Source organism: Shigella sp. FJ200513 (assembly GCF_040495915.1).
In the GTDB taxonomy this organism is placed as follows: domain Bacteria; phylum Pseudomonadota; class Gammaproteobacteria; order Enterobacterales; family Enterobacteriaceae; genus ECMA0423.
On the sequence record NZ_JBDYCV010000044.1, the window covers coordinates 1 to 25,118 of the forward strand.

16 protein-coding genes, 1 tRNA gene and 4 pseudogenes are annotated in these 25,118 nt (G+C 48.0%); 13 read left to right on the forward strand and 8 right to left on the reverse strand.

Going from position 1 to position 25,118, the window contains the following annotated elements; all coding sequences use genetic code 11:
• Positions 1-78 precede the first annotated feature (78 nt).
• A complete protein-coding gene (locus tag ABZJ92_RS11440; RefSeq protein WP_000378934.1) occupies positions 79-1,380 on the forward strand; it encodes a TRAP transporter large permease in 1,302 nt (433 codons plus the stop codon).
• Positions 1,381-1,480: 100 nt separating this feature from the next.
• Here the strand turns inward: ABZJ92_RS11440 and ABZJ92_RS11445 are convergent, their stop codons facing one another.
• The 5 genes from ABZJ92_RS11445 to trmB form a co-directional block, all read right to left on the reverse strand.
• Complete coding sequence (locus tag ABZJ92_RS11445) at positions 1,481-2,443, reverse strand: DUF1202 family protein (protein ID WP_000745204.1); 963 nt, start codon at positions 2,441-2,443, stop codon at positions 1,481-1,483.
• A 116-nt stretch (positions 2,444-2,559) separates the two neighbouring features.
• Entirely contained in the window at positions 2,560-3,606 is a 1,047-nt protein-coding gene (gene ansB / locus ABZJ92_RS11450) for an L-asparaginase 2 (RefSeq protein ID WP_000394115.1), read from the reverse strand.
• Positions 3,607-3,781: 175 nt separating this feature from the next.
• Positions 3,782-4,501: a YggN family protein gene (locus ABZJ92_RS11455; protein WP_000984792.1), complete on the reverse strand. Its 720-nt coding sequence runs from the start codon at positions 4,499-4,501 to the stop codon at positions 3,782-3,784.
• Between the two features lie 183 nt (positions 4,502-4,684).
• Entirely contained in the window at positions 4,685-5,011 is a 327-nt protein-coding gene (locus tag ABZJ92_RS11460; protein WP_001107556.1) for a YggL family protein, read from the reverse strand.
• Positions 5,011-5,730 carry a tRNA (guanosine(46)-N7)-methyltransferase TrmB gene (gene trmB / locus ABZJ92_RS11465; RefSeq protein ID WP_000786911.1) on the reverse strand — a complete coding sequence of 240 codons (720 nt, stop codon included), beginning with the start codon at positions 5,728-5,730 and terminating at the stop codon, positions 5,011-5,013. Before trmB ends, ABZJ92_RS11460 begins: the two co-directional genes overlap by 1 nt.
• A 160-nt stretch (positions 5,731-5,890) precedes the next feature.
• On the opposite strand from trmB, the gene mutY reads away from it, so the two are divergent.
• The 4 genes from mutY (at position 5,891) to nupG (ending at position 9,848) form a co-directional block, all read left to right on the forward strand.
• Positions 5,891-6,943, forward strand: coding sequence for an A/G-specific adenine glycosylase (gene mutY, locus ABZJ92_RS11470; protein ID WP_004972828.1), 1,053 nt, complete (start codon positions 5,891-5,893; stop codon positions 6,941-6,943).
• Between the two features lie 27 nt (positions 6,944-6,970).
• Positions 6,971-7,246, forward strand: coding sequence for an oxidative damage protection protein (locus ABZJ92_RS11475; protein ID WP_000091700.1), 276 nt, complete (start codon positions 6,971-6,973; stop codon positions 7,244-7,246).
• Between the two features lie 64 nt (positions 7,247-7,310).
• On the forward strand, positions 7,311-8,390 hold the full coding sequence (mltC, locus tag ABZJ92_RS11480) for a membrane-bound lytic murein transglycosylase MltC (RefSeq protein ID WP_005064048.1): 1,080 nt from the start codon (positions 7,311-7,313) through the stop codon (positions 8,388-8,390).
• Positions 8,391-8,591: 201 nt separating this feature from the next.
• Positions 8,592-9,848, forward strand: coding sequence for a nucleoside permease NupG (nupG, locus tag ABZJ92_RS11485; protein WP_001049791.1), 1,257 nt, complete (start codon positions 8,592-8,594; stop codon positions 9,846-9,848).
• 48 nt (positions 9,849-9,896) lie between these two features.
• Here the strand turns inward: nupG and speC are convergent, their stop codons facing one another.
• Both speC and yqgH read right to left on the reverse strand, forming a co-directional pair.
• Positions 9,897-12,032, reverse strand: coding sequence for an ornithine decarboxylase (speC, locus tag ABZJ92_RS11490; RefSeq protein ID WP_005085661.1), 2,136 nt, complete (start codon positions 12,030-12,032; stop codon positions 9,897-9,899).
• 161 nt (positions 12,033-12,193) lie between these two features.
• Positions 12,194-12,277 carry a protein YqgH gene (gene yqgH / locus ABZJ92_RS11495; protein WP_211180506.1) on the reverse strand — a complete coding sequence of 28 codons (84 nt, stop codon included), beginning with the start codon at positions 12,275-12,277 and terminating at the stop codon, positions 12,194-12,196.
• 152 nt (positions 12,278-12,429) lie between these two features.
• Here yqgH and ABZJ92_RS11500 point away from each other — a divergent pair, with 152 nt between their 5' ends.
• From ABZJ92_RS11500 to ABZJ92_RS11525, 6 genes and pseudogenes are all read left to right on the forward strand, one after another.
• Complete coding sequence (locus ABZJ92_RS11500) at positions 12,430-13,137, forward strand: DUF554 domain-containing protein (RefSeq protein WP_000234511.1); 708 nt, start codon at positions 12,430-12,432, stop codon at positions 13,135-13,137.
• A 105-nt stretch (positions 13,138-13,242) separates the two neighbouring features.
• Positions 13,243-13,318 (forward strand) — tRNA-Phe (locus tag ABZJ92_RS11505).
• 197 nt (positions 13,319-13,515) lie between these two features.
• Positions 13,516-14,778: a tyrosine-type recombinase/integrase gene (locus ABZJ92_RS11510; RefSeq protein ID WP_001218804.1), complete on the forward strand. Its 1,263-nt coding sequence runs from the start codon at positions 13,516-13,518 to the stop codon at positions 14,776-14,778.
• Between the two features lie 452 nt (positions 14,779-15,230).
• Positions 15,231-18,746 carry an AAA domain-containing protein gene (locus ABZJ92_RS11515; protein ID WP_000344102.1) on the forward strand — a complete coding sequence of 1,172 codons (3,516 nt, stop codon included), beginning with the start codon at positions 15,231-15,233 and terminating at the stop codon, positions 18,744-18,746.
• Positions 18,747-18,887: 141 nt separating this feature from the next.
• A pseudogene (locus ABZJ92_RS11520) lies at positions 18,888-19,058 on the forward strand (IS3 family transposase); the annotation flags it as partial.
• Positions 19,059-19,085: 27 nt separating this feature from the next.
• Positions 19,086-19,451, forward strand: a pseudogene (locus ABZJ92_RS11525) (transposase); the annotation flags it as partial.
• A 38-nt stretch (positions 19,452-19,489) separates the two neighbouring features.
• Here ABZJ92_RS11525 and ABZJ92_RS11530 read toward each other — a convergent pair.
• A pseudogene (locus ABZJ92_RS11530) lies at positions 19,490-19,867 on the reverse strand (IS66 family transposase); the annotation flags it as partial.
• Here ABZJ92_RS11530 and ABZJ92_RS11535 point away from each other — a divergent pair.
• Positions 19,852-20,856 (forward strand): annotated as a pseudogene (locus ABZJ92_RS11535) (conjugal transfer protein TraF); the annotation flags it as partial. The pseudogenes ABZJ92_RS11530 and ABZJ92_RS11535 sit on opposite strands and share 16 nt — an antisense overlap.
• A 360-nt stretch (positions 20,857-21,216) precedes the next feature.
• A complete protein-coding gene (sigA, locus tag ABZJ92_RS11540; RefSeq protein ID WP_001034110.1) occupies positions 21,217-25,074 on the forward strand; it encodes a serine protease autotransporter toxin SigA in 3,858 nt (1,285 codons plus the stop codon).
• Positions 25,075-25,118: the final 44 nt, after the last annotated feature.

Genomic DNA, 25,118 nt, shown 5'->3' on the forward strand with positions numbered 1-25,118 from the left:
ATCTGATGGAAATGGAAGCCACGCAAGCACCTTAAAATCACCATCATACACTAAATCAGTAAGTTGGCAGCATTACCAATGGATAGTTATATCGCGATTACACTGTTTGGCTGTTTTTTTGTGCTGGTCTTTATTGGTGTGCCCATTTCGTTCTCAATCGGTATTGCCACTGTAGCTTCAATGCTTTTGATGTTTCCCTGGGATATCGCGGCAATCACTGTTTCGCAACGACTGGCTAATGGACTGGATAACTTTGCCCTGTTGGCAATCCCCTTTTTCATCTTTGCCGGAACACTGATGAACAGCGGCGGTATTGCGATACGTTTGATTAACCTCGCCCAGGTAATGGTTGGCCGCGTTCCTGGTTCGCTTGGTCATGTGAACGTCCTGGCGAATATGATGTTTGGTTCCATTTCTGGTTCAGCCGTTGCGGCAGCTGCTGCCGTTGGTGGCACACTGAATCCCATTCAGACCAAAGAAGGTTATGATCCGGCATTTTCTACCGCTGTAAACGTCTCATCTTGTATTACTGGATTACTGATACCGCCCTCAAACGTGTTAATTGTGTTTTCCCTGACAGCTGGCGGCGTTTCTGTAGCATCGCTGTTTATGGCGGGATATTTGCCAGGGATCTTAATGGGTCTTGCGGTAATGATAGTCTGCGGCATTATTGCTAAACGCCGTGGCTACCCGCTTTCAGAAAGAGCAACCTTTGCTCAGGCCTGTAAAGCGTTTCTGGATGCCTTACCAAGTTTGCTTCTGGTGTTCATTGTGATGGGCGGCATTCTGGGCGGCATTTTTACCGCAACTGAAGCGTCAGCAATTGCCGTTGTCTACACATTTATTCTCTCGGTGCTGATTTACCGGGAAGTAAAATGGCGCCATTTACCCAAACTGATTCTGGAGTCGGTTGTTACCACTTCGATTGTATTACTGTTGATCGGTTTTTCCGTGGGCATGTCCTGGGCAATGACTAATGCTGATATTCCTTATATGATCAGCGACGCATTGATGGGGATTTCTGATAACCCACTGATCATATTGCTGCTGATTAATATCGTCTTATTAATTGTCGGCATCTTTATGGACATGACACCGGCTGTACTAATCTTTACACCGATCTTCTTGCCGATTGCACAAGAGCTGGGAATGGACCCAGTACATTTCGGTATTATGATGGTGGCCAACCTTTGTATTGGGCTGTTAACACCGCCGGTGGGTAGTGCGCTATTTGTTGGTTGTTCTATCTCGGGTGTGAAGATTCAACATTTAATCAAACCATTGCTGCTATTTTATGCTGCATTGCTAGTAGCGTTGATGATGATCACTTACATTCCGCAAATATCCTTGTTCATTCCACAGCTACTAGGGCTAATGTAAAAAATAATTTGCCGGATAACTTTTTATATTATCCGGCAAAGGCACTTAACATGAGTTACTTAATCACCCCATTGCGCCGCAGTTGTTCGGTATCTTTTTTCTAGCGTTCATTAGCTTGGTTGATATCGTCAATTTTCATCAAAATCGCGACTTTTTTACTGTTTATTTCTGAAACTTTCATCGTTAACGGATATTGCCCTTTTTCGAGCGTTACCCAGTCATCCTGCAATTTACGGCTGAGTTTTTGTGATTGCAGAAAAGTCTGTCGCCGTTGTTCGTTGATATCGAAATCTCGTTTCTGCTGAATCGGCACTTCATAACACTCTTCACTCTGTTTATGACATGCCGCAATCGCCGGTTGATAAACCTCTTTGTCATATTTAACCGCGAACGCCTCGCTATCGTTCTGTTTATTAAACTCATCACGCTGTTGGTGAATTTTTTTAAAGGCTTCTTCGCGGGTCATTTGCTTACCGTTTGCATCTTTTCCCCAATATGCATCCGCTGCTTTCTGCGCCGCCACCATTTGCTTATCAAGCGCTTTCACTTCCTTTTCCAGCGCAGGAATCGAGTTCTTCTGGGTATTCAACGCAGATTCAAGCTGACTAAAGCGATAATTGAAATCTTCGCTATTCACGATCAGATATTTATTATTCGTTTTGATATCGTCGACCACCCGCCCACGATCGCTGGCTGCCGCCTGAAAAGAGTAAAAGTTCACCGACCAGCCAGACGCGGGCGTTCCTTTACTGGTTAACATCGCCGAGAATTTTACCGGTTTATCTTTCGTCCAGGTCTGTTCGAGCAGTTCGTAATCTGCCAACTGACCGACCCAGGTATAGAGATCGTCACTGGAAGAGACATCGCCTTCCGCTGACCAGGTGGCCTGATTACCCTTAGCATCAAGATTTTTTAAGCTGATGGCATCAAGCTTGAGAATGCCGTGATACTGCTTTTTGAATTGATCTTTTAAGATATTTTCAGTTGGCGGTTCGCCATCTGCCCAGGCATTACCAGTCATCAACATAAGCAGCGCCGTGCCAACAATCCATTGCTTTTTCACCCGAAAACCCTCGCGCGGAATAATTTATTCCGGTGATTATCATTAGGGTAATGAAAATTGGCAATGGACGTAAGTCTGAAGTGAAAAAGCCCCGGCACGATGCCGGGACGAGGTGATTAGTACTGATTGAAAATCTGCTGGATCTGCTGCGGATCTTTGGTTTGCGTCAGAGCCAGCTGCAGCAGGACGCGCGCTTTTTGCGGGTTCAGCGTGCCAGAGGCGACGAAGCCGTATTTCGCATCATCCACTTCAGCATCCTGAGTGGTAGCACCCGTCGGTACGCGGGAAGAACGCACTACTGCAGTGCCGTTTTTCGCGGCGGTTGCCAGGGTGTCGAACACGGATTTATACAGGTTACCATTACCCACACCAGCGCTAACGATGCCATCATAGCCCGCATCTACCAGTGCTTTAGCCGGAAGATCGGATGCGTTAGCGTAGTTATAAACGATGCCGACTTTCGGCAGCTCATTCAGCTTAGAGACATCGAATGGCGTATCGCTGGTGTGCTTACGTGCCGGGGTACGTTGGTAATCAATCTTACCGTTGTGAATGTATCCCAGAGGACCGTAGTTAACAGACTTGAAGGTCGCTACGTCGGTGGTGTTGGTTTTGGTGACATCGCGACCGTCCAGTACGGTGTCGTTCATCACCACCAGCACGCCACGATTAGCGGAGGCTTTATCAGCTGCGGTCACTACCGCGTTATACAGGTTGAATGGACCGTCTGCGCTCATGGACGTGGACGGGCGCATTGCGCCGACCATCACCACCGGTTTGTCGCATTTCACCGTCAGGTCGAGGAAGTAAGCAGTTTCTTCCATCGTGTCGGTACCGTGGGTAATGACGAAGCCGTCGGTTTTATCGCAGTCGGCGTTAATTTTTTTCGCCAGTGTCAGCCAGACATTATCGTTCATGTCCTGGGAGCCGATATTCACTACCTGCTCGCCTTTAACGTTCGCAATGTCTTTTAGTTGCGGCACCGCATTAACCAGATTTTCTACGCCAACTTTACCCGCTGTGTAGTTAGATTTGGTTGCGGAGTCACCACCACCGGCAATGGTCCCGCCGGTTGCTAAAATGGTGATATTGGGTAATGCCAATGCTGCACCACTAAAACCCATAACCAGTGCGGCAAGTGCCGTCTTTTTGAAAAACTCCATTTCATTCCTCCAGTTACGTGGACGCTACGCATTATCCCTTAGCTTTGCATGGGAAATTTGACGTTAAACAATTTACAACGTGAATATATTTTGGAGATCTACAAAGTTAGAGGCAGGTAACAAAACGAAGAATTAAACGGCATAAAAAAGTATTATGCCGTCTTAAAATAGAGGATTATTTTAAATTCCCGACCAGGGCTTTGCGGCTATCTTCCAGAGTCACAACGCGGCTACAAACATCTTTGCCAAACTGCTGGAAATCTTTTTCCTGCTTTTTCCACTCGGTTTGGATTGAGGATTGCAGACCGCCCAAGCTTCCCAGCACATTCTGTAATGGGTTACCGCCGCTTTTCAGCACCGCTTTCGCGCCCATTTCATTAATGCTGTCCTGTAAAATTCCGCCCATTGCCTGATTCACTAGTTGCTGGCCTTCGGCGCGAACCTGATCAATGGCTTTATAGTGGAACGTCAGGCCATCGCTGCGCGTTTCGATAATGCGATTCATCTGCTCTTTAAGCTGCGCATCAAGTTTGGTCAGACGGCTGCGCATTTTGCTGCTGTCGCCCATCTCCTGAACGATAATTTTATCCAGCGCAATACGGGCTTTCTCGACGCGGCTTTTCGCGCCTTCATCAATCCACGGCAGCGTGCTACGTAGTTCAGCCTGATAATCCTTCGCCTGCTCGCGCTGGGCGGCATTCAGGGAATATTGCTTACCGTTATACATCACGTTGCCGTCTGGCGTGATCACCAGATTGCCGTTTTCGCCCTTCACCTGCACGGTTTGCGGGCTGACAATCACATCGTCACGCGGCGTGACGCTGCACTGGTAGTCGGCGTGAGCGGTCATTGCCGTCACTGAAAGTGCTGCCGCCAGCAGCATTTTGCGCATCATAGTCTTCCCTCAAGAACAAATCAGGCCAGCATATGCTGGCCCCAGATTGATAACAAAGTACGCGTTTTCCATGCCGGATGCGGCGTAAACGCCTTATCCCGCCTACTCGATCGTGCATCTCTGTAGGCCTGATAAGCGTAGCGCATCAGGCAGTTTTGCATTTGTCATCGCCCGTATGCTTTCTTAGTCCCACCAAACGTCGAAAAGTTCGCTGGTGCGTACCTCATCCAGTTTGCACTCTTCCAGCCACTTACGCACAATCGCCTGATGTTCTTCGGTGCATTTGCCGATTTCCTGCATGCAGATCAGACCTTCCCAGGCCAGATAACCGCTGCCGTCAAAGGCCAGTTTGTTCGGTTCGATAACCTCGTTAATAAAGTCATCAACGATTTTATCAATCTGTTCTTCCGATGTACCTTCCGGGAATCGCCATGCCACCGAAAATCCTAATTCCTGGAATTCGTCGATGTGCATTTTTTTACGCAGACGACGGCTACGGTTCTTTGCCATTATTTCACCCTCTCGAACATTAAGTCCCATACTCCGTGACCAAGACGATGACCACGTTGTTCAAATTTCGTCACCGGACGTGATGCCGGACGCGGTACGTAATCATTGCTCTCTGACAGGTTTTTATAACCGTCAATAGAAGACATCACTTCAAGCATATGTTCCGCATAAGGTTCCCAGTCGGTCGCCATATGGAATACGCCCCCCAGCTGCAGTTTGCTTTTTACCAGTTCGGCAAACGGCACCTGAACGATACGGCGTTTATTATGGCGCGCTTTGTGCCACGGGTCAGGGAAAAAGAGCTGCACCATGCGCAATGAATTGTCAGGAATCATTTTATGCAGCACTTCAACCGCATCGTGACACATCACGCGCAGGTTGCTTAAACCTTCTTCATGCGCAGAAGCCAGGCACGCACCAACGCCCGGTGAATGCACTTCAATGCCGAGGAAGTCCTGCTCGGGGCGATCTTTAGCCATTGCCACCAGCGACGCCCCCATGCCAAAACCAATCTCAAGCGTCACCGGCGCTTCACGGCCAAAAAGCGCGGGGAAATCCAGCATATCTTCACTGAACTCAACGCCCATCACCGGCCAGTAGTTTTCCAGCGCATGTTCCTGGCCTTTGGTCAGTCGCCCCTGGCGGCGCACAAAACTACGGATACGGCGCAGTGGGCGGCCGTTTTCATCAAATTCCGGTGAAATGACGTCGTTTTTCATAAAGATTTAGTCGCTTGTGAAAGTGTTCTGAAAACGGGCATTATCCAAAGTTAGTTGCCGGATGCAAGCATGATAAGGCCGTGGCTGCGGAAAGTTCCGGTTTACACCCTGCCGTCGCTGTGCTGCAATCTTGCCCCCAACAACAGTGAAGTCGGTGACCATGCAAGCGTCGCAATTTTCAGCCCAGGTTCTGGACTGGTACGATAAATACGGGCGGAAAACGCTGCCCTGGCAAATTGACAAGACGCCCTACAAAGTATGGCTCTCAGAAGTGATGTTGCAACAAACTCAGGTTGCGACCGTTATCCCCTATTTTGAACGCTTTATGGCGCACTTCCCGACGGTGACCGATCTCGCCAATGCGCCGCTCGACGAAGTTCTCCACTTGTGGACCGGGCTTGGCTATTACGCCCGCGCGCGCAACCTGCATAAAGCGGCACAACAAGTGGCGACCTTACACGGTGGTAAATTCCCGGAAACCTTTGAAGAAGTCGCGGCGTTACCGGGCGTCGGGCGTTCCACCGCAGGCGCGATTCTCTCGCTTTCTCTGGGTAAGCACTTTCCGATTCTCGACGGTAACGTCAAACGCGTGCTGGCGCGCTGCTATGCTGTAAGCGGCTGGCCTGGGAAAAAAGAGGTCGAGAATAAACTATGGAGTTTGAGCGAGCAGGTGACGCCCGCGGTCGGCGTGGAACGGTTTAATCAGGCGATGATGGATTTGGGCGCGATGATTTGCACGCGTTCGAAGCCGAAATGTTCGCTCTGTCCGCTACAAAACGGATGTATTGCCGCCACCAACAATAGCTGGTCGCTTTATCCGGGCAAAAAACCGAAACAGACGCTGCCGGAGCGCACCGGCTACTTTCTCCTGTTACAGCACGAAGATGAAGTATTGCTGGCGCAGCGTCCGCCGAGCGGATTGTGGGGCGGTTTATACTGTTTCCCGCAGTTTGCCGACGAAGAAAGTTTGCGGCATTGGCTGGCACAACGGCAGATTGCTGCCGATAACCTGACGCAACTGACCGCGTTTCGCCATACCTTCAGCCATTTCCACTTAGATATTGTGCCTATGTGGCTTCCCGTGTCGTCATTCACCGGCTGCATGGATGAAGGCAATGCGCTCTGGTATAACTTAGCGCAACCGCCGTCAGTTGGCCTGGCGGCTCCCGTGGAGCGTTTGTTACAGCAGTTACGCACTGGCGCGCCGGTTTAGCGCGTGAGTCGATAAAGAGGATGATTTATGAGCAGAACGATTTTTTGTACTTTCCTGCAACGTGAAGCAGAAGGTCAGGATTTTCAGCTGTACCCCGGCGAGCTGGGAAAACGCATCTATAACGAGATCTCCAAAGAAGCCTGGGCGCAGTGGCAGCACAAACAAACCATGCTGATTAATGAAAAGAAACTCAACATGATGAATGCCGAGCACCGCAAGCTGCTGGAGCAGGAGATGGTCAACTTCCTGTTCGAGGGTAAAGAGGTGCATATCGAGGGCTATACGCCGGAAGATAAAAAATAAAAACAGTGCCGGAGCACGCCTCCGGCAGCTTGCATAAAAACAAACACAACACGCACCCGGAATGATGAAAAAATATCTCGCGCTGGCTTTGATTGCGCCGTTGCTCATCTCCTGTTCGACGACCAAAAAAGGCGATACCTATAACGAAGCCTGGGTCAAAGATACCAACGGTTTTGATATTCTGATGGGGCAATTTGCCCACAATATTGAGAACATCTGGGGCTTCAAAGAGGTGGTGATCGCCGGTCCTAAGGACTACGTGAAATACACCGATCAATATCAGACCCGCAGCCACATCAACTTCGATGACGGTACGATTACTATCGAAACCATCGCCGGGACAGAACCTGCCGCGCATTTGCGCCGGGCAATTATCAAAACGTTGCTGATGGGTGACGATCCGAGTTCGGTCGATCTCTATTCCGACGTTGATGATATTACAATTTCGAAAGAACCTTTCCTTTACGGTCAGGTGGTGGACAACACCGGGCAGCCGATTCGCTGGGAAGGTCGCGCAAGCAACTTCGCGGATTATCTGCTGAAAAACCGTCTGAAAAGCCGCAGCAACGGGCTACGTATCATCTACAGCGTCACCATTAACATGGTGCCGAACCACCTTGATAAACGTGCGCACAAATATCTCGGCATGGTCCGCCAGGCGTCACGGAAATATGGCGTTGATGAGTCGCTGATTCTGGCAATTATGCAGACTGAATCTTCCTTTAACCCGTATGCGGTCAGCCGTTCCGATGCGCTGGGATTAATGCAGGTGGTACAAAATACTGCCGGGAAAGATGTGTTCCGCTCGCAGGGGAAATCCGGCACGCCGAGCCGCAGTTTCTTGTTTGATCCTGCCAGCAATATTGATACCGGCACCGCGTATCTGGCGATGCTGAACAATGTTTATCTCGGCGGAATTGATAACCCAACATCGCGGCGTTATGCCGTCATCACCGCCTATAACGGCGGCGCAGGCAGCGTGCTGCGAGTCTTTTCGAATGATAAGATTCAGGCTGCCAATATTATTAACACCATGACGCCGGGCGATGTTTATCAGACGCTGACGACCCGCCATCCCTCTGCGGAATCTCGCCGTTATCTTTATAAAGTGAATACCGCGCAAAAATCCTACCGCCGCCGATAATTCCATTAACCGCCCCTGACGATGCTCAGGGGCAAAAATGTTATCCACATCACAATTTCGTTTTGCAAATTGGGAATGTTTGCAATTATTTGCCACAGGTAACAAAAAACCAGTCCGCGAAGTTGATAGAATCCCATCATCTCGCACGGTCAAATGTGCTTTTTCAAACACTCATCCGCATCACGATGTGAGGAAATTAACATGAATCTTAAGCTGCAGCTGAAAATCCTCTCTTTTCTGCAGTTCTGTCTGTGGGGAAGTTGGCTGACGACCCTCGGCTCCTATATGTTTGTTACCCTGAAGTTTGACGGTGCTTCTATTGGCGCAGTTTATAGCTCACTGGGTATCGCCGCGGTATTTATGCCTGCGCTGCTGGGGATTGTGGCCGACAAATGGTTAAGTGCGAAATGGGTATATGCCATTTGCCACACCATTGGCGCTATCACGCTGTTCATGGCGGCACAGGTCACGACGCCGGAAGCGATGTTCCTTGTGATATTGATTAACTCGTTTGCTTATATGCCAACGCTTGGGTTAATCAACACCATCTCTTACTATCGCCTGCAAAATGCCGGGATGGATATCGTTACTGACTTCCCGCCAATCCGTATCTGGGGCACCATCGGCTTTATCATGGCAATGTGGGTGGTGAGCCTGTCTGGCTTCGAATTAAGCCACATGCAGCTGTATATTGGCGCAGCACTTTCCGCCATTCTGGTTCTGTTTACCCTGACTCTGCCGCATATTCCGGTTGCTAAACAGCAAGCGAATCAGAGCTGGACAACCCTGCTGGGCCTCGATGCATTCGCGCTGTTTAAAAACAAGCGTATGGCAATCTTCTTCATCTTCTCAATGCTGCTGGGCGCGGAACTGCAGATTACCAACATGTTCGGTAATACCTTCCTGCACAGCTTCGACAAAGATCCGATGTTTGCCAGCAGCTTCATCGTGCAGCATGCGTCAATCATCATGTCGATTTCGCAGATCTCTGAAACCCTGTTCATTCTGACCATCCCGTTCTTCTTAAGCCGCTACGGTATTAAGAACGTAATGATGATCAGTATTGTGGCGTGGATCCTGCGTTTTGCGCTGTTTGCTTACGGCGACCCGACTCCGTTCGGTACTGTACTGCTGGTACTGTCGATGATCGTTTACGGTTGCGCATTCGACTTCTTCAACATCTCTGGTTCGGTGTTTGTCGAAAAAGAAGTTAGCCCGGCAATTCGCGCCAGTGCACAAGGGATGTTCCTGATGATGACTAACGGCTTCGGCTGTATCCTCGGCGGCATCGTGAGCGGTAAAGTTGTTGAGATGTACACCCAAAACGGCATTACCGACTGGCAGACCGTATGGTTGATTTTCGCTGGTTATTCCGTGGTTCTGGCCTTCGCGTTCATGGCGATGTTCAAATATAAACACGTTCGTGTCCCGACAGGCACACAGACGGTTAGCCACTAATTACGCAAAGAAAAACGGGTCGCCAGAAGGTGACCCGTTTTTTTATTCTTACTTCAACACATAACCGTACAATCGTTTCATGCCATCCGCATCGGTTTCGCTATAGACACCTTGCAACTCCGGCGAAAATCCCGGCAACAAATTCACGCCTTCTTCCAGCGCAAGGAAATAACGTTGAACCGCCCCACCCCAGACTTCCCCGGGTACCACGCAAAGCACGCCAGGTGGATAAGGCAACGCCCCTTCTGCCGCAATTCGCCCTTCGGCATCACGAATCCGCACCAACTCCACTTCACCGCGAATATAAGCGCTATGCGCATCCTGGGGGTTCATCACCACTGACGGGAAACTCTGCTGGCGGAACATCGCTTTTTGTAGGTCTTTGACGTCGAAACTGACATACAGATCGTGCATCTCCTGACACAACTGGCGCAGGGTGTAGTCGCGATAGCGCACCGGATATTTGTTATAAACGCTCGGCAACACCTCAGCCAGCGACGAGTCATCCTCAATATGCTGTTCAAATTGCGCCAGCATCGCCACCAGTTGTGCCAGCTTCTCGTGGCTTTCCGCCGGAGTTAATAAGAACAGAATGGAGTTGAGATCGCACTTCTCCGGCACAATGCCGTTCTCACGCAGATAGTGCGCCAGAATCGTCGCCGGAACGCCAAAGTCGCTATATTCGCCGGTTTCGGCATTGATACCTGGTGTAGTGAGTAACAGCTTGCACGGATCAACAAAATACTGATCCGCGGCATATCCTTCAAAGCCGTGCCACTTCGCCCCCGGCTCAAAACTGAAAAAACGGCGGTCGCTGGCTAACACTGATGTCGGATAATCCTGCCACAATTTGCCATCAACAACGGGCGGGATAAACGGGCGGAACAGCTTACAGCGCGCAAGAATAGCCTTGCGCGACTCAATACCCAACTCAACGCACTCAGCCCACAGCCGACGCCCACTCTCCCCTTCATGAATTTTGGCGTTAACATCCAGTGCAGCAAACAGCGGATAGAAAGGGCTGGTAGAAGCATGGAGCATAAAGGCGTTATTCAACCGCTTATGCGGGCAAAAACGCGCCTGTCCGCGGATATGGTTATCTTTTTTATGGATCTGCGACGTCTGTGAGAATCCAGCCTGCTGTTTGTGCACCAACTGGGTCACAAAAATCCCCGGATCGTTTTCGTTAAGTTCTAACAGCAGCGGCGAGCTATCCGCCATCATCGAGATAAACTGTTCGTAACCGACCCACGCGGAATCAAACAGAATGTAATCACACAGATGCCCAATGGTATCGATCACCTGACGGGCGTTATAGACAGTGCCGTCATAGGTTCCCAGCTGAATAATCGTCAGGCGAAACGGGCGCGGCAGGTCGGCTTTTTCTGGCGCAACGTCGCGAATTTGCTGGCGCAGATACTCTTCATTAAAACAGTGCGCATCAATACCGCCAATGAAACCAAACGGGTTACGTGAAGCTTCCAGATAGACCGGCGTCGTCCCCGCCTGAATCAGCGCGCCGTGATGATTCGACTTATGGTTGTTACGGTCGAAGAGCACCAGATCGCCACGCGTTAACAGCGCATTCGTCACCACTTTATTCGCTGCCGATGTGCCGTTCAGCACAAAATAGGTTTTATCGGCATGAAAGACTTTGGCTGCGAATTTCTGCGCATCTTTCGCCGATCCTTCATGAATAAGCAGATCGCCCAATTTTACGTCAGCGTTACACATATCGGCGCGAAAGACGTTCTCACCAAAGAAATCGTAAAAATGGCGTCCGGCAGGATGCTTTTTAAAGAACGCACCATGTTGATGTCCAGGGCAAGCAAAGGTGCTGTTGCCCATCTCAACGTACTGCGTCAGCGTGTCATAAAACGGTGGCAGCAAATTCTCTTCATACTGACAGGCTGCGGATTCCAGCTCCAGCCACTGCTGCTCGTTGCCGTTGATTACCGCCGTAACGCCCGCAGGTAATTCAACAGCATGTTCGGAATACAAAAACACCGGTAGATGAAAACCGGTGCGCTTAAGCAACGCAAGAATGCCACTGCGACTATCCGCAGCGGTAATGACGACTGCCGCGACGTCCGTAAAATCAGTATCTCCCAACGCCACCACGCGGCGATGAGAAGAAAGTCGGGATACCAGTTCACTACTGGCGGCAATATTCATTGATTTCATAAGCGCAAACCCGTTTCGGGGAAGTAAGAATACCGGACAAGGTGGAAAACCCTGCCCCATGAGATATGGGTCAAACTGGTCACCAGCTCCGACCGCCAGACATCAGTAAAAGCAGAAACGCTCTGATTTTACTGTTGTCCTGCAGTGAGCGTGCGTTAACTTCACCGCATGAGCAGTAACATAGAAAGGGAAACGTTTCGCGCGAAACGGCGATAAGCGAGAGAATGTAAGGAGATGGCGTGCATCGGGCAAACTCCGTACAGAGAGGAGAAAATTCGCGCAATCATGGCACCTTTCGCTAAGGCGTGCAAGCCAGGACTTTGCGACCAGACAAGCCATCAACAAGGCAAAAAGTTCATAATAAGAAAATCAAACAATACAGCTAACAGGAACTCTTGTGGTCATCGGCCCTTTTATCAACGCTAGTGCAGTCTTACTGGGTGGCGTTCTCGGCGCACTGCTCAGCCAACGCTTACCGGAACGTATCCGCGTCTCCATGACATCTATTTTTGGTCTGGCATCGCTGGGGATTGGTATTTTACTGGTTGTGAAATGCGCCAACCTTCCAGCGATGGTTTTAGCTACGCTACTTGGCGCTCTAATTGGCGAAATTTGTTTGCTGGAGAAAGGTGTCAATACAGCAGTCGCCAAAGCACAAAATCTGTTTCGTCACTCACGTAAGAAGCCAGCGCATGAATCTTTTATTCAGAATTATGTCGCGATTATTGTCCTGTTTTGCGCCAGCGGCACCGGGATCTTCGGGGCGATGAACGAAGGGATGACCGGCGATCCGAGTATTTTAATCGCCAAGTCATTTCTTGATTTCTTTACGGCGATGATCTTCGCCTGCTCGCTGGGTATTGCGGTGTCGGTAATTAGTATCCCATTACTGATCATCCAGTTAACGCTGGCGTGGGCTGCCGCGCTGATATTACCGCTGATCACACCGTCGATGATGGCAGACTTCAGCGCCGTAGGCGGTTTATTGCTGCTGGCAACCGGATTACGCATCTGTGGCATTAAAATGTTCCCGGTGGTCAACATGCTTCCAGCACTCCTTCTGGCAATGCCGCTTTCCGCCGCCTGGACCGCCTGGTTTGCCTGACAATGCGTGCAATAGCGGCAAAGTGATGATAGATTGTGCAGTCTGCAGTAAATTGAAGAAATTTGATTGACGAGACGAGGCGAATCAGGTTTAATGCGCCCCGTTGCCCGGATAGCTCAGTCGGTAGAGCAGGGGATTGAAAATCCCCGTGTCCTTGGTTCGATTCCGAGTCCGGGCACCAAATTCATATCAACGGACCTCCACGGAGGTCCGTTTTTCGTTTCAGAACACCATGATTTAAGTGTTCTTCCTCCAAATCAATTCTACCGAACTCAACCAGATTCCCCCCACATCAACCCCATTGTGTGGGTATAATTGCGGGTATACCCCAGTTCGACAGAATTTGTACCCTCTTTAACGCATTCAGAAGGCTGAACTATGGCACTGACTGACGCAAAAATCCGGGCTGCAAAGCCCACTGACAAGGCTTATAAACTCACTGACGGGGCCGGCATGTTCCTGCTGGTTCATCCTAATGGTTCCCGTTACTGGCGTCTCCGTTATCGTATTCTGGGTAAGGAGAAGACTCTGGCACTTGGTGTGTATCCAGAAGTTTCTCTCTCCGAAGCTCGTACAAAACGGGATGAGGCCCGAAAACTGATTTCAGAGGGGATTGACCCTTGCGAACAGAAAAGAGTTAAAAAAGTTGTCCCTGATTTACAGCTCTCTTTTGAACATATTGCACGACGCTGGCATGCCAGTAATAAACAATGGGCACAATCACACAGCGATAAAGTACTCAAAAGCCTCGAGACACACGTTTTCCCCTTTATCGGCAACCGGGATATCACAACACTCAATACCCCGGACCTGCTTATCCCTGTTCGTGCTGCAGAAGCAAAACAAATTTATGAAATCGCCAGTCGTCTGCAGCAAAGAATATCTGCTGTAATGCGTTACGCCGTACAGTCTGGCATCATCAGATATAACCCGGCTCTGGATATGGCTGGTGCATTGACCACGGTAAAACGCCAGCATCGCCCTGCTCTGGAGCTTTCACGCCTGCCTGAACTTCTGTCGCGTATTGACGGTTATAAAGGCCAGCCTGTCACCCGACTGGCAGTTATGCTGAATTTACTGGTTTTTATTCGTTCCAGTGAACTCAGATATGCCCGCTGGTCGGAAATTGATATTGACAATTCCATGTGGACTATTCCAGCCGAACGCGAACCTCTGCCAGGCGTAAAATTCTCACACCGGGGATCCAAGATGCGAACACCACATCTTGTGCCACTCAGCAAACAGGTTGTAGCCATACTGGCAGAACTTCAGACATGGGCTGGTGAAAATGGTCTGATCTTTACGGGTGCACATGACCCGCGTAAACCAATCAGTGAAAATACTGTAAATAAAGCCCTGAGGGTGATGGGGTATGACACAACCCAGGAAGTCTGTGGCCATGGATTCCGGGCGATGGCGTGCAGTGCATTGATTGAATCAGGTTTGTGGTCCCGCGATGCTGTGGAACGTCAGATGAGCCATCAGGAGCGTAATGGTGTACGTGCTGCGTATATCCATAAAGCAGAACATCTGGAAGAACGGCGACTGATGTTGCAATGGTGGGCCGATTTTCTAGATGCGAACCGGGAGAAGGGTATCAGCCCGTTTGAATATGCAAAGATTAACAATCCATTAAAATAGTAAGCAGTCCGGGCAATCAGCCCGGACTGCTTTAACTAATTATTTTTCTTTGTAAATGATGACGAAGATTGATGTTTCTGACAAGTTACTCCGGCTTCCATTAAAGTCCCTTCGTCACGTTCTTCAGGCTATTTATGACTGTGATTAGCACCAGGAATATATGGTTTCCATGAGAGCAGGTAATAACCCCCGGTGTTTTCGGCTGCTCTGGTATCCCCGTCCAACACAGGTAGTTATTATAAACGGTAAAAAATGTATTCACTGTTATGAAATCAATAGTCCTGACGTACTGTTTAATGAGCTTGTGTTCTGAACCTTGTACAACCAGTTCATTTGATATCGAATTATAAACAAAACATTGCATCCAACTTTTTCAATATGGACAATAGCTGTCCATACGGTGATTTTATATTCGATAAATCAATGGATTTCATTGAGTCACAGGACTGGTAATGGATGAAAATGCTTTAGGGTTTGCCTCATACTGGCGCAACTCGCTTGCGGATGCTGAGTCAGGAAAGGGCAGTTTTAAACGGAAAGACGCCCAAAATTTCACTCACTGGCATGGGATAGCGGCGGGACGTCTTGACGAAGCGATTGTCAGTAAATTTTTTGAGGGAGAAAAAGACGATGTCGAAACGGTCGATGTCATCTTGCGCCCAAAAGTTTATTTCCGGTTACTGCAGCATGGTAAGGACCGTTCCGCAGGCGCGCCTGATATTGTTACCCCGATAGTGACGCCAGCCTTGCTAAGCCGTGAGGGTTTTTTATATCCGACGCCAGCGACCTCCATTCCCAGAGACCTGCTTGAACCTTTGCCAAAAGGAGCATTTTCGATTGGTGAGATTGGGCAGTATGACAAATACAAGACGACCCATACCACGTTCTCTATCAACTTTGATGACAGCGTTGATAAGACTGCCGAAACGGATGAAGAACGGGAAGCACGATATGCCGCCTTGCAGCAGGAGTGGCGTCAATATCTGTATGACTCAGAGAGGCTACTGAAGAGCGTTGCCGGCGACTGGATTGAAAAACCTGAGCAATATGAACTCGCTGAGCACGGTTATATTGTTAAAACGGCTCAATCTGGCGGTGCCAGTTCCCATATCCTTTCTCTTTATGATCACCTGCTTGTTTGCAATAAGGATGTGCCGCTCTTCAATCGCTTCGCCTCGCGAGAGGTTCATGCTGCAGAGTCTTTGCTGGCCCCAGGAGCAAAATTCAGCGACAGGCTTGGACACTCCGGAGATAAGTTTCCGCTGGCAAAGGCTCAGCGCGATGCCTTAAGCCATTTTCTGGATGCAAGACATGGCGATATCCTTGCTGTTAATGGCCCTCCGGGAACCGGAAAAACCACGCTGGTGCTTTCTATCATCGCCACGCAGTGGGCCAGAGCGGCTCTCGAAAAATCTGAGCCTCCGGTTATTATCGCGACTTCAACGAATAACCAGGCTGTAACGAACATTATTGAGGCATTCGGGAAAGACTTTTCGCAAGGTTCAGGTGCGATGGCCGGGCGATGGTTGCCAGAGCTGAAAAGCTTCGGTGCTTATTTTCCCTCAAGCAGTCGTAAAGCTGAGGCAGCCAAAAAATATCAAACTGAAGATTTCTTCAACCAGGTTGAGTCAAAAGAGTATGTAGAGGATGCACTGCTGTTTTATCTGGAAAAGGCTAAGGCAGCCTTTCCTGGAAAAGAGTGTTCATCCCCTGAAAAGGTCATTGAACTCTTGCATGGTCAGTTGGCAGCAAAATCTGAGCAACTGATAAGACTGAACGCAACATGGCAAACGTTAAGCCAGATTCGGGCTGCGCGTGAGCTTATTGCTAATGATATTGAGCAATATCTCGATAATTTAAATAAATTACTTTCCGGACAAGAACAAAAAGTCACTCTACTGAAGAGTGCTAAAACGGAATGGAAAAAATATCGCGCCGGTGAATCACTGATCTATTCATTATTTTCCTGGCTCCCGGCGGTTCGCAATAAGCGACAGTACCAAATACAGCTGTTTCTCGAAGATAAATTAGGCGCGCTGATTGCAGGAAATCAGTGGTCTGATCCTGAAACTATCGAACGTAATATTGATGGGCTGCTCAATTCCGCTGAGCGCGAGCAAACAACATACCGGCAGCAGATTGACTCCGCCCATGAAATCGTTCTTAAAGAACAGCAGGCGGTTCAGGAGTGGCAGAGGCTGGCATTTGATTTAGGGTATGAGGGCGACGAGGAACTGAGCTTCTCACAGGCCGATGAACTGGCTGATACGCAGATTCGCTTCCCTGCATTTTTACTGACGACTCACTACTGGGAAGGTCGTTGGCTGATGGATATGGCCAGCATTGATGATCTGCAGGATGAGAAGAAGAAAAAAGGTGCTAAAGGGGTAACCGCCCGTTGGCAACGTCGAATGAAACTCACGCCATGTGTGGTGATGACATGCTATATGCTGCCCGGTAATATGCAGATAAGTGAGCACAAAGGACAACGTAAATTCGAGAAAAGTTATTTGTATGATTTTGCCGATTTACTCATTGTCGATGAAGCCGGGCAGGTGCTTCCTGAAGTGGCTGCTGCCTCGTTTGCATTAGCTAAGAAGGCATTAGTGATTGGCGATACGGAGCAGATCCCGCCAATATGGAGTATTGCTCCTGCGATTGATGTCGGTAACATGCTGGCGGAAAAAATTCTGTCTGGCAGTACGCAAGAAGAGATTACCGAGAAATATACGGCAATCGCAGACCTTGGTAAAAGTGCCGCATCTGGCAGCGTTATGAAAATAGCGCAGTTTGCTTCGCGCTATCAATATGATCCCGAACTGGCTCGTGGTATGTACCTATATGAACACCGCCGGTGCTACGACAATATTATTGGATACTGTAATACGCTCTGCTATCACGGTAAGTTGTTGCCTAAAAGAGGGCGTGAAGAGAGCAATTTAATGCCCGCAATGGGGTATCTCCATATTGATGGTAAAGGAGAGCTGGCAAGTAGTGGAAGTCGATATAATTTGCTTGAGGCTGAAACGATAGCGGTCTGGTTGGCAGAGAACCAGCAAAATATTGAAGCGCATTACGGTAAATCGCTTCATGAAGTTGTCGGTATTGTGACGCCTTTTAGCGCTCAGGTATCCACTATCAAACAGGTGCTGGGCAAACAAGATATCAGTACAGGCACGAATGAAAAGTCGCTCACAGTGGGCACCGTGCACTCTCTTCAGGGAGCGGAAAGAGCGATTGTGATATTCTCGCCAGTCTATTCAAAACATGAAGACGGCGGGTTTATTGATAGCGATAACAGCATGCTGAATGTTGCAGTCTCCCGTGCGAAGGACAGTTTTCTGGTCTTCGGCGATATGGACCTGTTTGAGGTCCAGCCAGCCTCATCGCCACGGGGATTACTGGCAAAATACCTCTTTGAGTCAGAGAAGAATGCGCTCTCTTTTGATTATAAAGAGCGTAAGGATTTAAAAACCGCCGGGACCAAAATCTACACACTTCATGGTGTGGAGCAACATGATAATTTCCTGAATCAGACATTTGAAAATACCAGTAAACACATCACGATAATTTCTCCATGGCTGACCTGGCAAAGGCTGGAGCAAACCGGTTTTCTTGATTCCATGATTGCGGCGTGTTCACGTGGAATTAACGTCACGATAGTCACTGACAGAAGCTACAACACTGAACATAATGATTTTGAGAAGCGAAAAGAGAAGCAGCAGAACTTTAAAGCGGCGCTGGAGAAACTGAATGCGCTGGGTATTGCTACAAAGCTGGTAAACCGTGTTCATAGCAAAATTGTTATTGGTGATGATGGTTTGCTGTGTGTGGGATCGTTCAACTGGTTTAGTGCGACACGGGAAGCGCGATATGAACGATACGATACATCAATGGTTTATTGCGGTGATAACCTGAAGGGTGAGATTGAGGCTATTTATAATAGTCTTGAGAGGCGTCAGGTTTAGAGCAGGAATGGTGAGTAGCCAGCTTACCGATCGTTTTCGAGCGTAAGATGGCTGAATGGAATGGCTATTATTGCACAGTCCTTAATTATAACATTCATACCGACATGATTATCTTCTGTCCGGAAGAATCAGAGGCTCAGAACGCTGAAAAATGAGAGCCTGAGCCACTATCGTTTTAATAACCGGGATGAAGCCATCTCAGTAATACGGGAATACATTGAGATTTTCTACAATCGTCAGCGTCGTCACTCTCGTCTGGGGAATATCTCCCCGGCAGCCTTCAGGGAAAAATATCATCAGATGGCTGCTTAAAAAAAGAACAAATGGTAGTGTCCGCTATTGCCAGTACACCTCAGACTGGTGCCAGGTGAATATTCCAGTGGAAACAGTATTCGTCCCAGAGGAATAACAAAAGTTGGAAACAGCGAACTGAGACGTCTGCTTTACGAAGCCGCCTGGTCTTATCGTACACCTGCAAAAGTTGGAGCATGGCTTATATATTACCGACCGGACTCTGTAACACAATATTCCAAAGATATTGCATGGAAAGCTCAACAACGATTGTGTTCTCGTTACCGAACTCTGACAGCAAAAGGGAAAAAATCACAAGTAGCCATTACGGCGGTGGCTCGTGAGTTGACTGGATTTATGTGGGATATTGCACTTGCTGCCCAATCATCATTCAGTCAGCAGAAGCAAAATTAAACCCTGAAGCAGTCAGACACGGAATGAGTGATCCTCGAAAAAGTTTTCTTCCCGAGACAGACTGCACGAAGCGCTCTTTCTGCTGCATTATTATCTACCTCAGCCAGGCCATCATCACAGAAGTTGCACAACGCAGCCCAGTGCTTCCTGATATACCGGAACGCATCTCCCAGACGACATTTCTTCGATAACGTGTGTTCTTTCTCCTGCATCAGCTTATACAGGGAAGTCAGGAGCGGTCTACTCTGCATTTGCCTGACCGCCAGGCGTTCAGACACCGGTAACCCGCGTATATCGTGCTCTATGGCGTACAGTTCACCGATTAGTTTCAGAGCTTCTTCCGCCGTCGCGCTTTTAGTACTGATATATACATCGTGGATTTTGCGTCGCGCATGAGCCCAGCATCCTGCTTCCGTCCGTCGGCGCGCAGCTCTCCAATCCGGATAATATCACCGACAACGCCGACCGGATCAGTGATGAGTGGAAGGCCTTCGACCGCGCCATCGAAAGTAACCACGGTGTTCCTGAGGCTGCCGCACGCCTGAAAGAACACCTCCGGGACTTCCGTAACACACATGCCGCCGCACAGCTGGGCGTTTCTGCTGTGGCGGCCCTTCCCGGTGATCGCCTCTCTGCCGCACTGATGGTTAAATCACACGGCACCGTCAGTGTCGACGGTAAAGTCTCTGATGCTGACCTCACTTACCTGGAAGAGGTGGCAAACAGCACCGGGCAGGAGGTGGACAAAAGCCGCCTGACATCACAGGCCTGTGCCCGCACGGCACTGATCACTGATGTGGGTATTGCTCTGGCTACGGAACTGGAAACGGCCGGGCAGAAATGGTCTCTGGGCTTCCCCCCCAAATTCCAGCGCGTCGACCTGTTCAACTACAACGTGCTGGTCAGAAATTATGACAGCAGCGCCTTCAAAGGCGACCGCTACCACAACACGAAAAATGGCATCAACGCCGACATCGGTGCCAGTACGGACCTGGATGACAACTGGACGCTGGGACTGGTCGCACAGAACCTGATCTCCCGTAGTATTGAGACAAAAGAAGTGAACGGTATCACGGAAACCTTCAGGATCCGCCCGCAGGTGACGGCCGGTGTCTCCTGGCACAACGCGATGTTCACCACTGCATTTGATGTGGATCTGACCCCGGCCAGCGGTTTCACCTCCGACAGCAACCGTCAGTTTGCCGCCATTGGCACAGAATTTAATGCCTGGAAATGGGCACAGCTGCGCGCCGGTTACCGTCAGAATCTGGCCGGTAACGACGGCAGTGCATTCACGGCCGGGGTGGGGATCTCACCGTTTGATGTGGTTCACCTTGATGTTGCAGGCCTGATCGGCACGGACAACACTTACGGTGCGGTCGCACAGTTCCAGTTCACCTTCTGAGTTCCACCTGCAAAACAGCATGCACATTATCGCTGCATGTTGTTTCCATCATCAAAAGTCTGTCGGACATCGACAGACTTAACTCCCCCGGATAATACAGAAAACCTGTAAAGGATTGACCGGAAACAACAAAGATCAAATTTTGATCGCAAAATTCAAAATACAAACACCAAGTGATCAATATCTAACCAATCAATCACTTGTGCTTATCTTTTTTTTCATTTTGTTACATCTGTCATACAAATATAACTGACAGTGATTATCATTATACCCTTATCAGTTACGTACCATGACTGATAGTTCCCCGTTGTAATTAAATGCTATCCCATAACCACAACTCAGAAATATCGGAGTTCACGTATGAATAAAATTTATTCACTGAAATATAGTCATATTACAGGTGGATTAGTTGCTGTTTCTGAACTGACCCGGAAAGTTAGTGTCGGTACATCAAGAAAGAAAGTTATCCTCGGTATTATTTTATCCTCAATATATGGAAGTTATGGCGAAACAGCATTTGCAGCAATGCTGGATATAAATAATATATGGACCCGCGATTATCTTGACCTTGCTCAAAACAGAGGAGAGTTCAGACCGGGTGCAACAAATGTTCAATTAATGATGAAAGATGGAAAGATATTTCATTTTCCAGAACTACCTGTACCTGATTTTTCTGCTGTTTCCAACAAAGGTGCAACAACATCAATTGGAGGTGCGTACAGTGTTACTGCGACTCATAACGGTACACAGCATCATGCAATAACAACACAGTCATGGGATCAGACAGCATATAAAGCAAGTAACAGAGTATCATCTGGCGACTTTTCGGTTCATCGTCTGAATAAATTCGTCGTGGAAACAACAGGGGTTACGGAGAGTGCCGACTTCTCACTTTCTCCCGAAGATGCGATGAAAAGATATGGCGTAAACTACAACGGTAAGGAACAAATAATTGGCTTCAGAGCAGGTGCCGGAACAACCTCAACGATATTAAACGGCAAACAATATCTGTTTGGACAAAACTATAATCCCGACTTGTTAAGCGCAAGTCTTTTTAATCTGGACTGGAAAAACAAGAGTTACATTTATACCAACAGAACCCCTTTTAAAAACTCACCAATTTTTGGCGATAGTGGTTCTGGTTCTTATCTATATGATAAAGAACAACAAAAATGGGTTTTCCATGGTGTTACCAGTACAGTTGGTTTTATCAGTAGTACCAATATAGCCTGGACAAACTACTCGTTATTTAATAATATTCTGGTAAACAATTTAAAAAAGAATTTCACAAACACTATGCAGCTGGATGGTAAAAAACAAGAGTTATCATCGATTATAAAAGATAAGGACCTGTCTGTCTCAGGAGGAGGGGTATTAACGCTCAAGCAGGATACCGATCTTGGCATTGGCGGGCTTATATTCGATAAGAACCAGACATATAAAGTGTACGGAAAAGATAAGTCTTATAAAGGTGCCGGGATAGATATTGATAATAATACCACCGTTGAATGGAATGTTAAGGGCGTTGCCGGAGATAATCTGCATAAAATAGGTAGTGGTACTCTGGATGTAAAAATAGCACAGGGAAATAACCTTAAAATAGGTAATGGGACTGTCATCCTTAGTGCTGAAAAAGCCTTCAATAAAATTTACATGGCCGGAGGTAAAGGTACGGTAAAAATAAATGCCAAAGACGCTTTAAGCGAAAGCGGTAATGGCGAAATCTATTTTACCAGAAATGGCGGAACACTGGATCTAAACGGCTATGACCAGTCATTTCAGAAAATCGCAGCAACAGATGCGGGAACAACCGTAACGAACTCAAACGTGAAGCAATCAACATTATCACTTACTAATACTGATGCATATATGTACCATGGGAATGTATCAGGTAATATAAGCATAAATCATATTATCAATACTACCCAGCAACATAACAATAATGCCAATCTGATCTTTGATGGCTCAGTCGATATCAAAAACGATATCTCTGTCCGGAATGCACAGTTAACATTACAAGGACATGCGACAGAACATGCCATATTTAAAGAAGGCAATAACAACTGTCCAATTCCTTTTTTATGTCAAAAAGACTATTCTGCTGCCATAAAGGACCAGGAAAGCACTGTAAATAAACGTTACAATACGGAATATAAGTCCAACAATCAGATAGCCTCTTTTTCCCAGCCCGACTGGGAAAGTCGTAAATTTAATTTCCGGAAATTAAATTTAGAAAACGCAACCCTGAGTATAGGCCGGGATGCTAATGTAAAAGGACACATAGAGGCTAAAAACTCTCAAATTGTTCTGGGAAATAAAACTGCATACATTGACATGTTCTCAGGAAGAAACATTACTGGCGAAGGTTTTGGATTCAGACAACAGCTTCGCTCCGGGGATTCAGCAGGCGAAAGTAGTTTCAACGGCAGTCTGAGTGCTCAAAACAGCAAAATAACTGTTGGTGATAAATCAACTGTTACTATGACTGGTGCATTATCCTTAATTAATACAGACCTGATTATCAACAAAGGAGCTACTGTTACCGCCCAGGGAAAAATGTATGTAGATAAAGCTATTGAACTGGCCGGAACCCTGACATTAACAGGCACCCCTACAGAAAATAATAAATACAGCCCGGCAATCTATATGTCAGATGGATATAATATGACAGAAGATGGTGCCACGTTAAAGGCTCAAAATTATGCCTGGGTCAATGGTAATATAAAATCAGACAAAAAAGCATCTATTCTGTTTGGTGTTGACCAGTATAAAGAAGATAACCTGGACAAAACCACACACACACCGCTGGCTACAGGTTTGCTGGGTGGCTTTGATACTTCTTATACCGGAGGTATTGATGCTCCTGCAGCCTCAGCCAGCATGTATAACACCTTATGGAGAGTAAACGGACAGTCAGCCCTGCAATCATTAAAAACCCGCGACAGTCTTTTGTTGTTTAGTAACATAGAGAATTCGGGTTTCCATACTGTGACAGTAAACACACTGGATGCCACTAATACTGCTGTGATTATGCGGGCTGATCTGAGCCAGTCTGTAAATCAATCGGATAAACTCATTGTTAAAAATCAGTTAACCGGAAGCAATAACAGTCTGTCGGTCGATATACAGAAAGTGGGAAATAATAACTCAGGATTAAACGTTGACCTGATAACAGCCCCAAAAGGAAGCAATAAAGAGATATTTAAAGCCAGTACTCAGGCCATAGGTTTCAGCAACATATCTCCTGTGATCAGCACGAAAGAGGATCAGGAACATACCACGTGGACCCTGACCGGATATAAGGTGGCTGAAAATACAGCATCTTCCGGTGCAGCAAAATCGTATATGTCCGGTAATTACAAAGCCTTCCTGACAGAAGTCAACAACCTGAATAAACGAATGGGGGATCTGCGTGACACCAATGGCGAGGCCGGTGCATGGGCCCGCATCATGAGCGGAGCAGGTTCAGCTTCTGGTGGATACAGTGACAACTACACCCATGTGCAGATTGGTGTGGATAAAAAACATGAGCTGGATGGACTTGACCTTTTCACTGGTCTGACTATGACGTATACCGACAGTCATGCCAGCAGTAATGCATTCAGTGGCAAGACGAAGTCCGTCGGGGCAGGTCTGTATGCTTCCGCTATATTTGACTCTGGTGCCTATATCGACCTGATTAGTAAGTATGTTCACCATGATAATGAGTACTCGGCGACCTTTGCTGGACTCGGAACAAAAGACTACAGTTCTCATTCCTTGTATGTGGGTGCTGAAGCAGGCTACCGCTATCATGTAACAGAAGACTCCTGGATTGAGCCGCAGGCAGAACTGGTTTATGGGGCCGTATCAGGTAAACGGTTCGACTGGCAGGATCGCGGAATGAGCGTGACCATGAAGGATAAGGACTTTAATCCGCTGATTGGGCGTACCGGTGTTGATGTGGGTAAATCCTTCTCCGGTAAGGACTGGAAAGTCACAGCCCGCGCCGGCCTTGGCTACCAGTTTGACCTGTTTGCCAACGGTGAAACCGTACTGCGTGATGCGTCCGGTGAGAAACGTATCAAAGGTGAAAAAGACGGTCGTATTCTCATGAATGTTGGTCTCAACGCCGAAATTCGCGATAATCTTCGCTTCGGTCTTGAGTTTGAGAAATCGGCATTTGGTAAATACAACGTGGATAACGCGATCAACGCCAACTTCCGTTACTCTTTCTGATAACAGCCCGGGCCGCGTTTGCGGCCCTTCTTCTACCGGAGAGA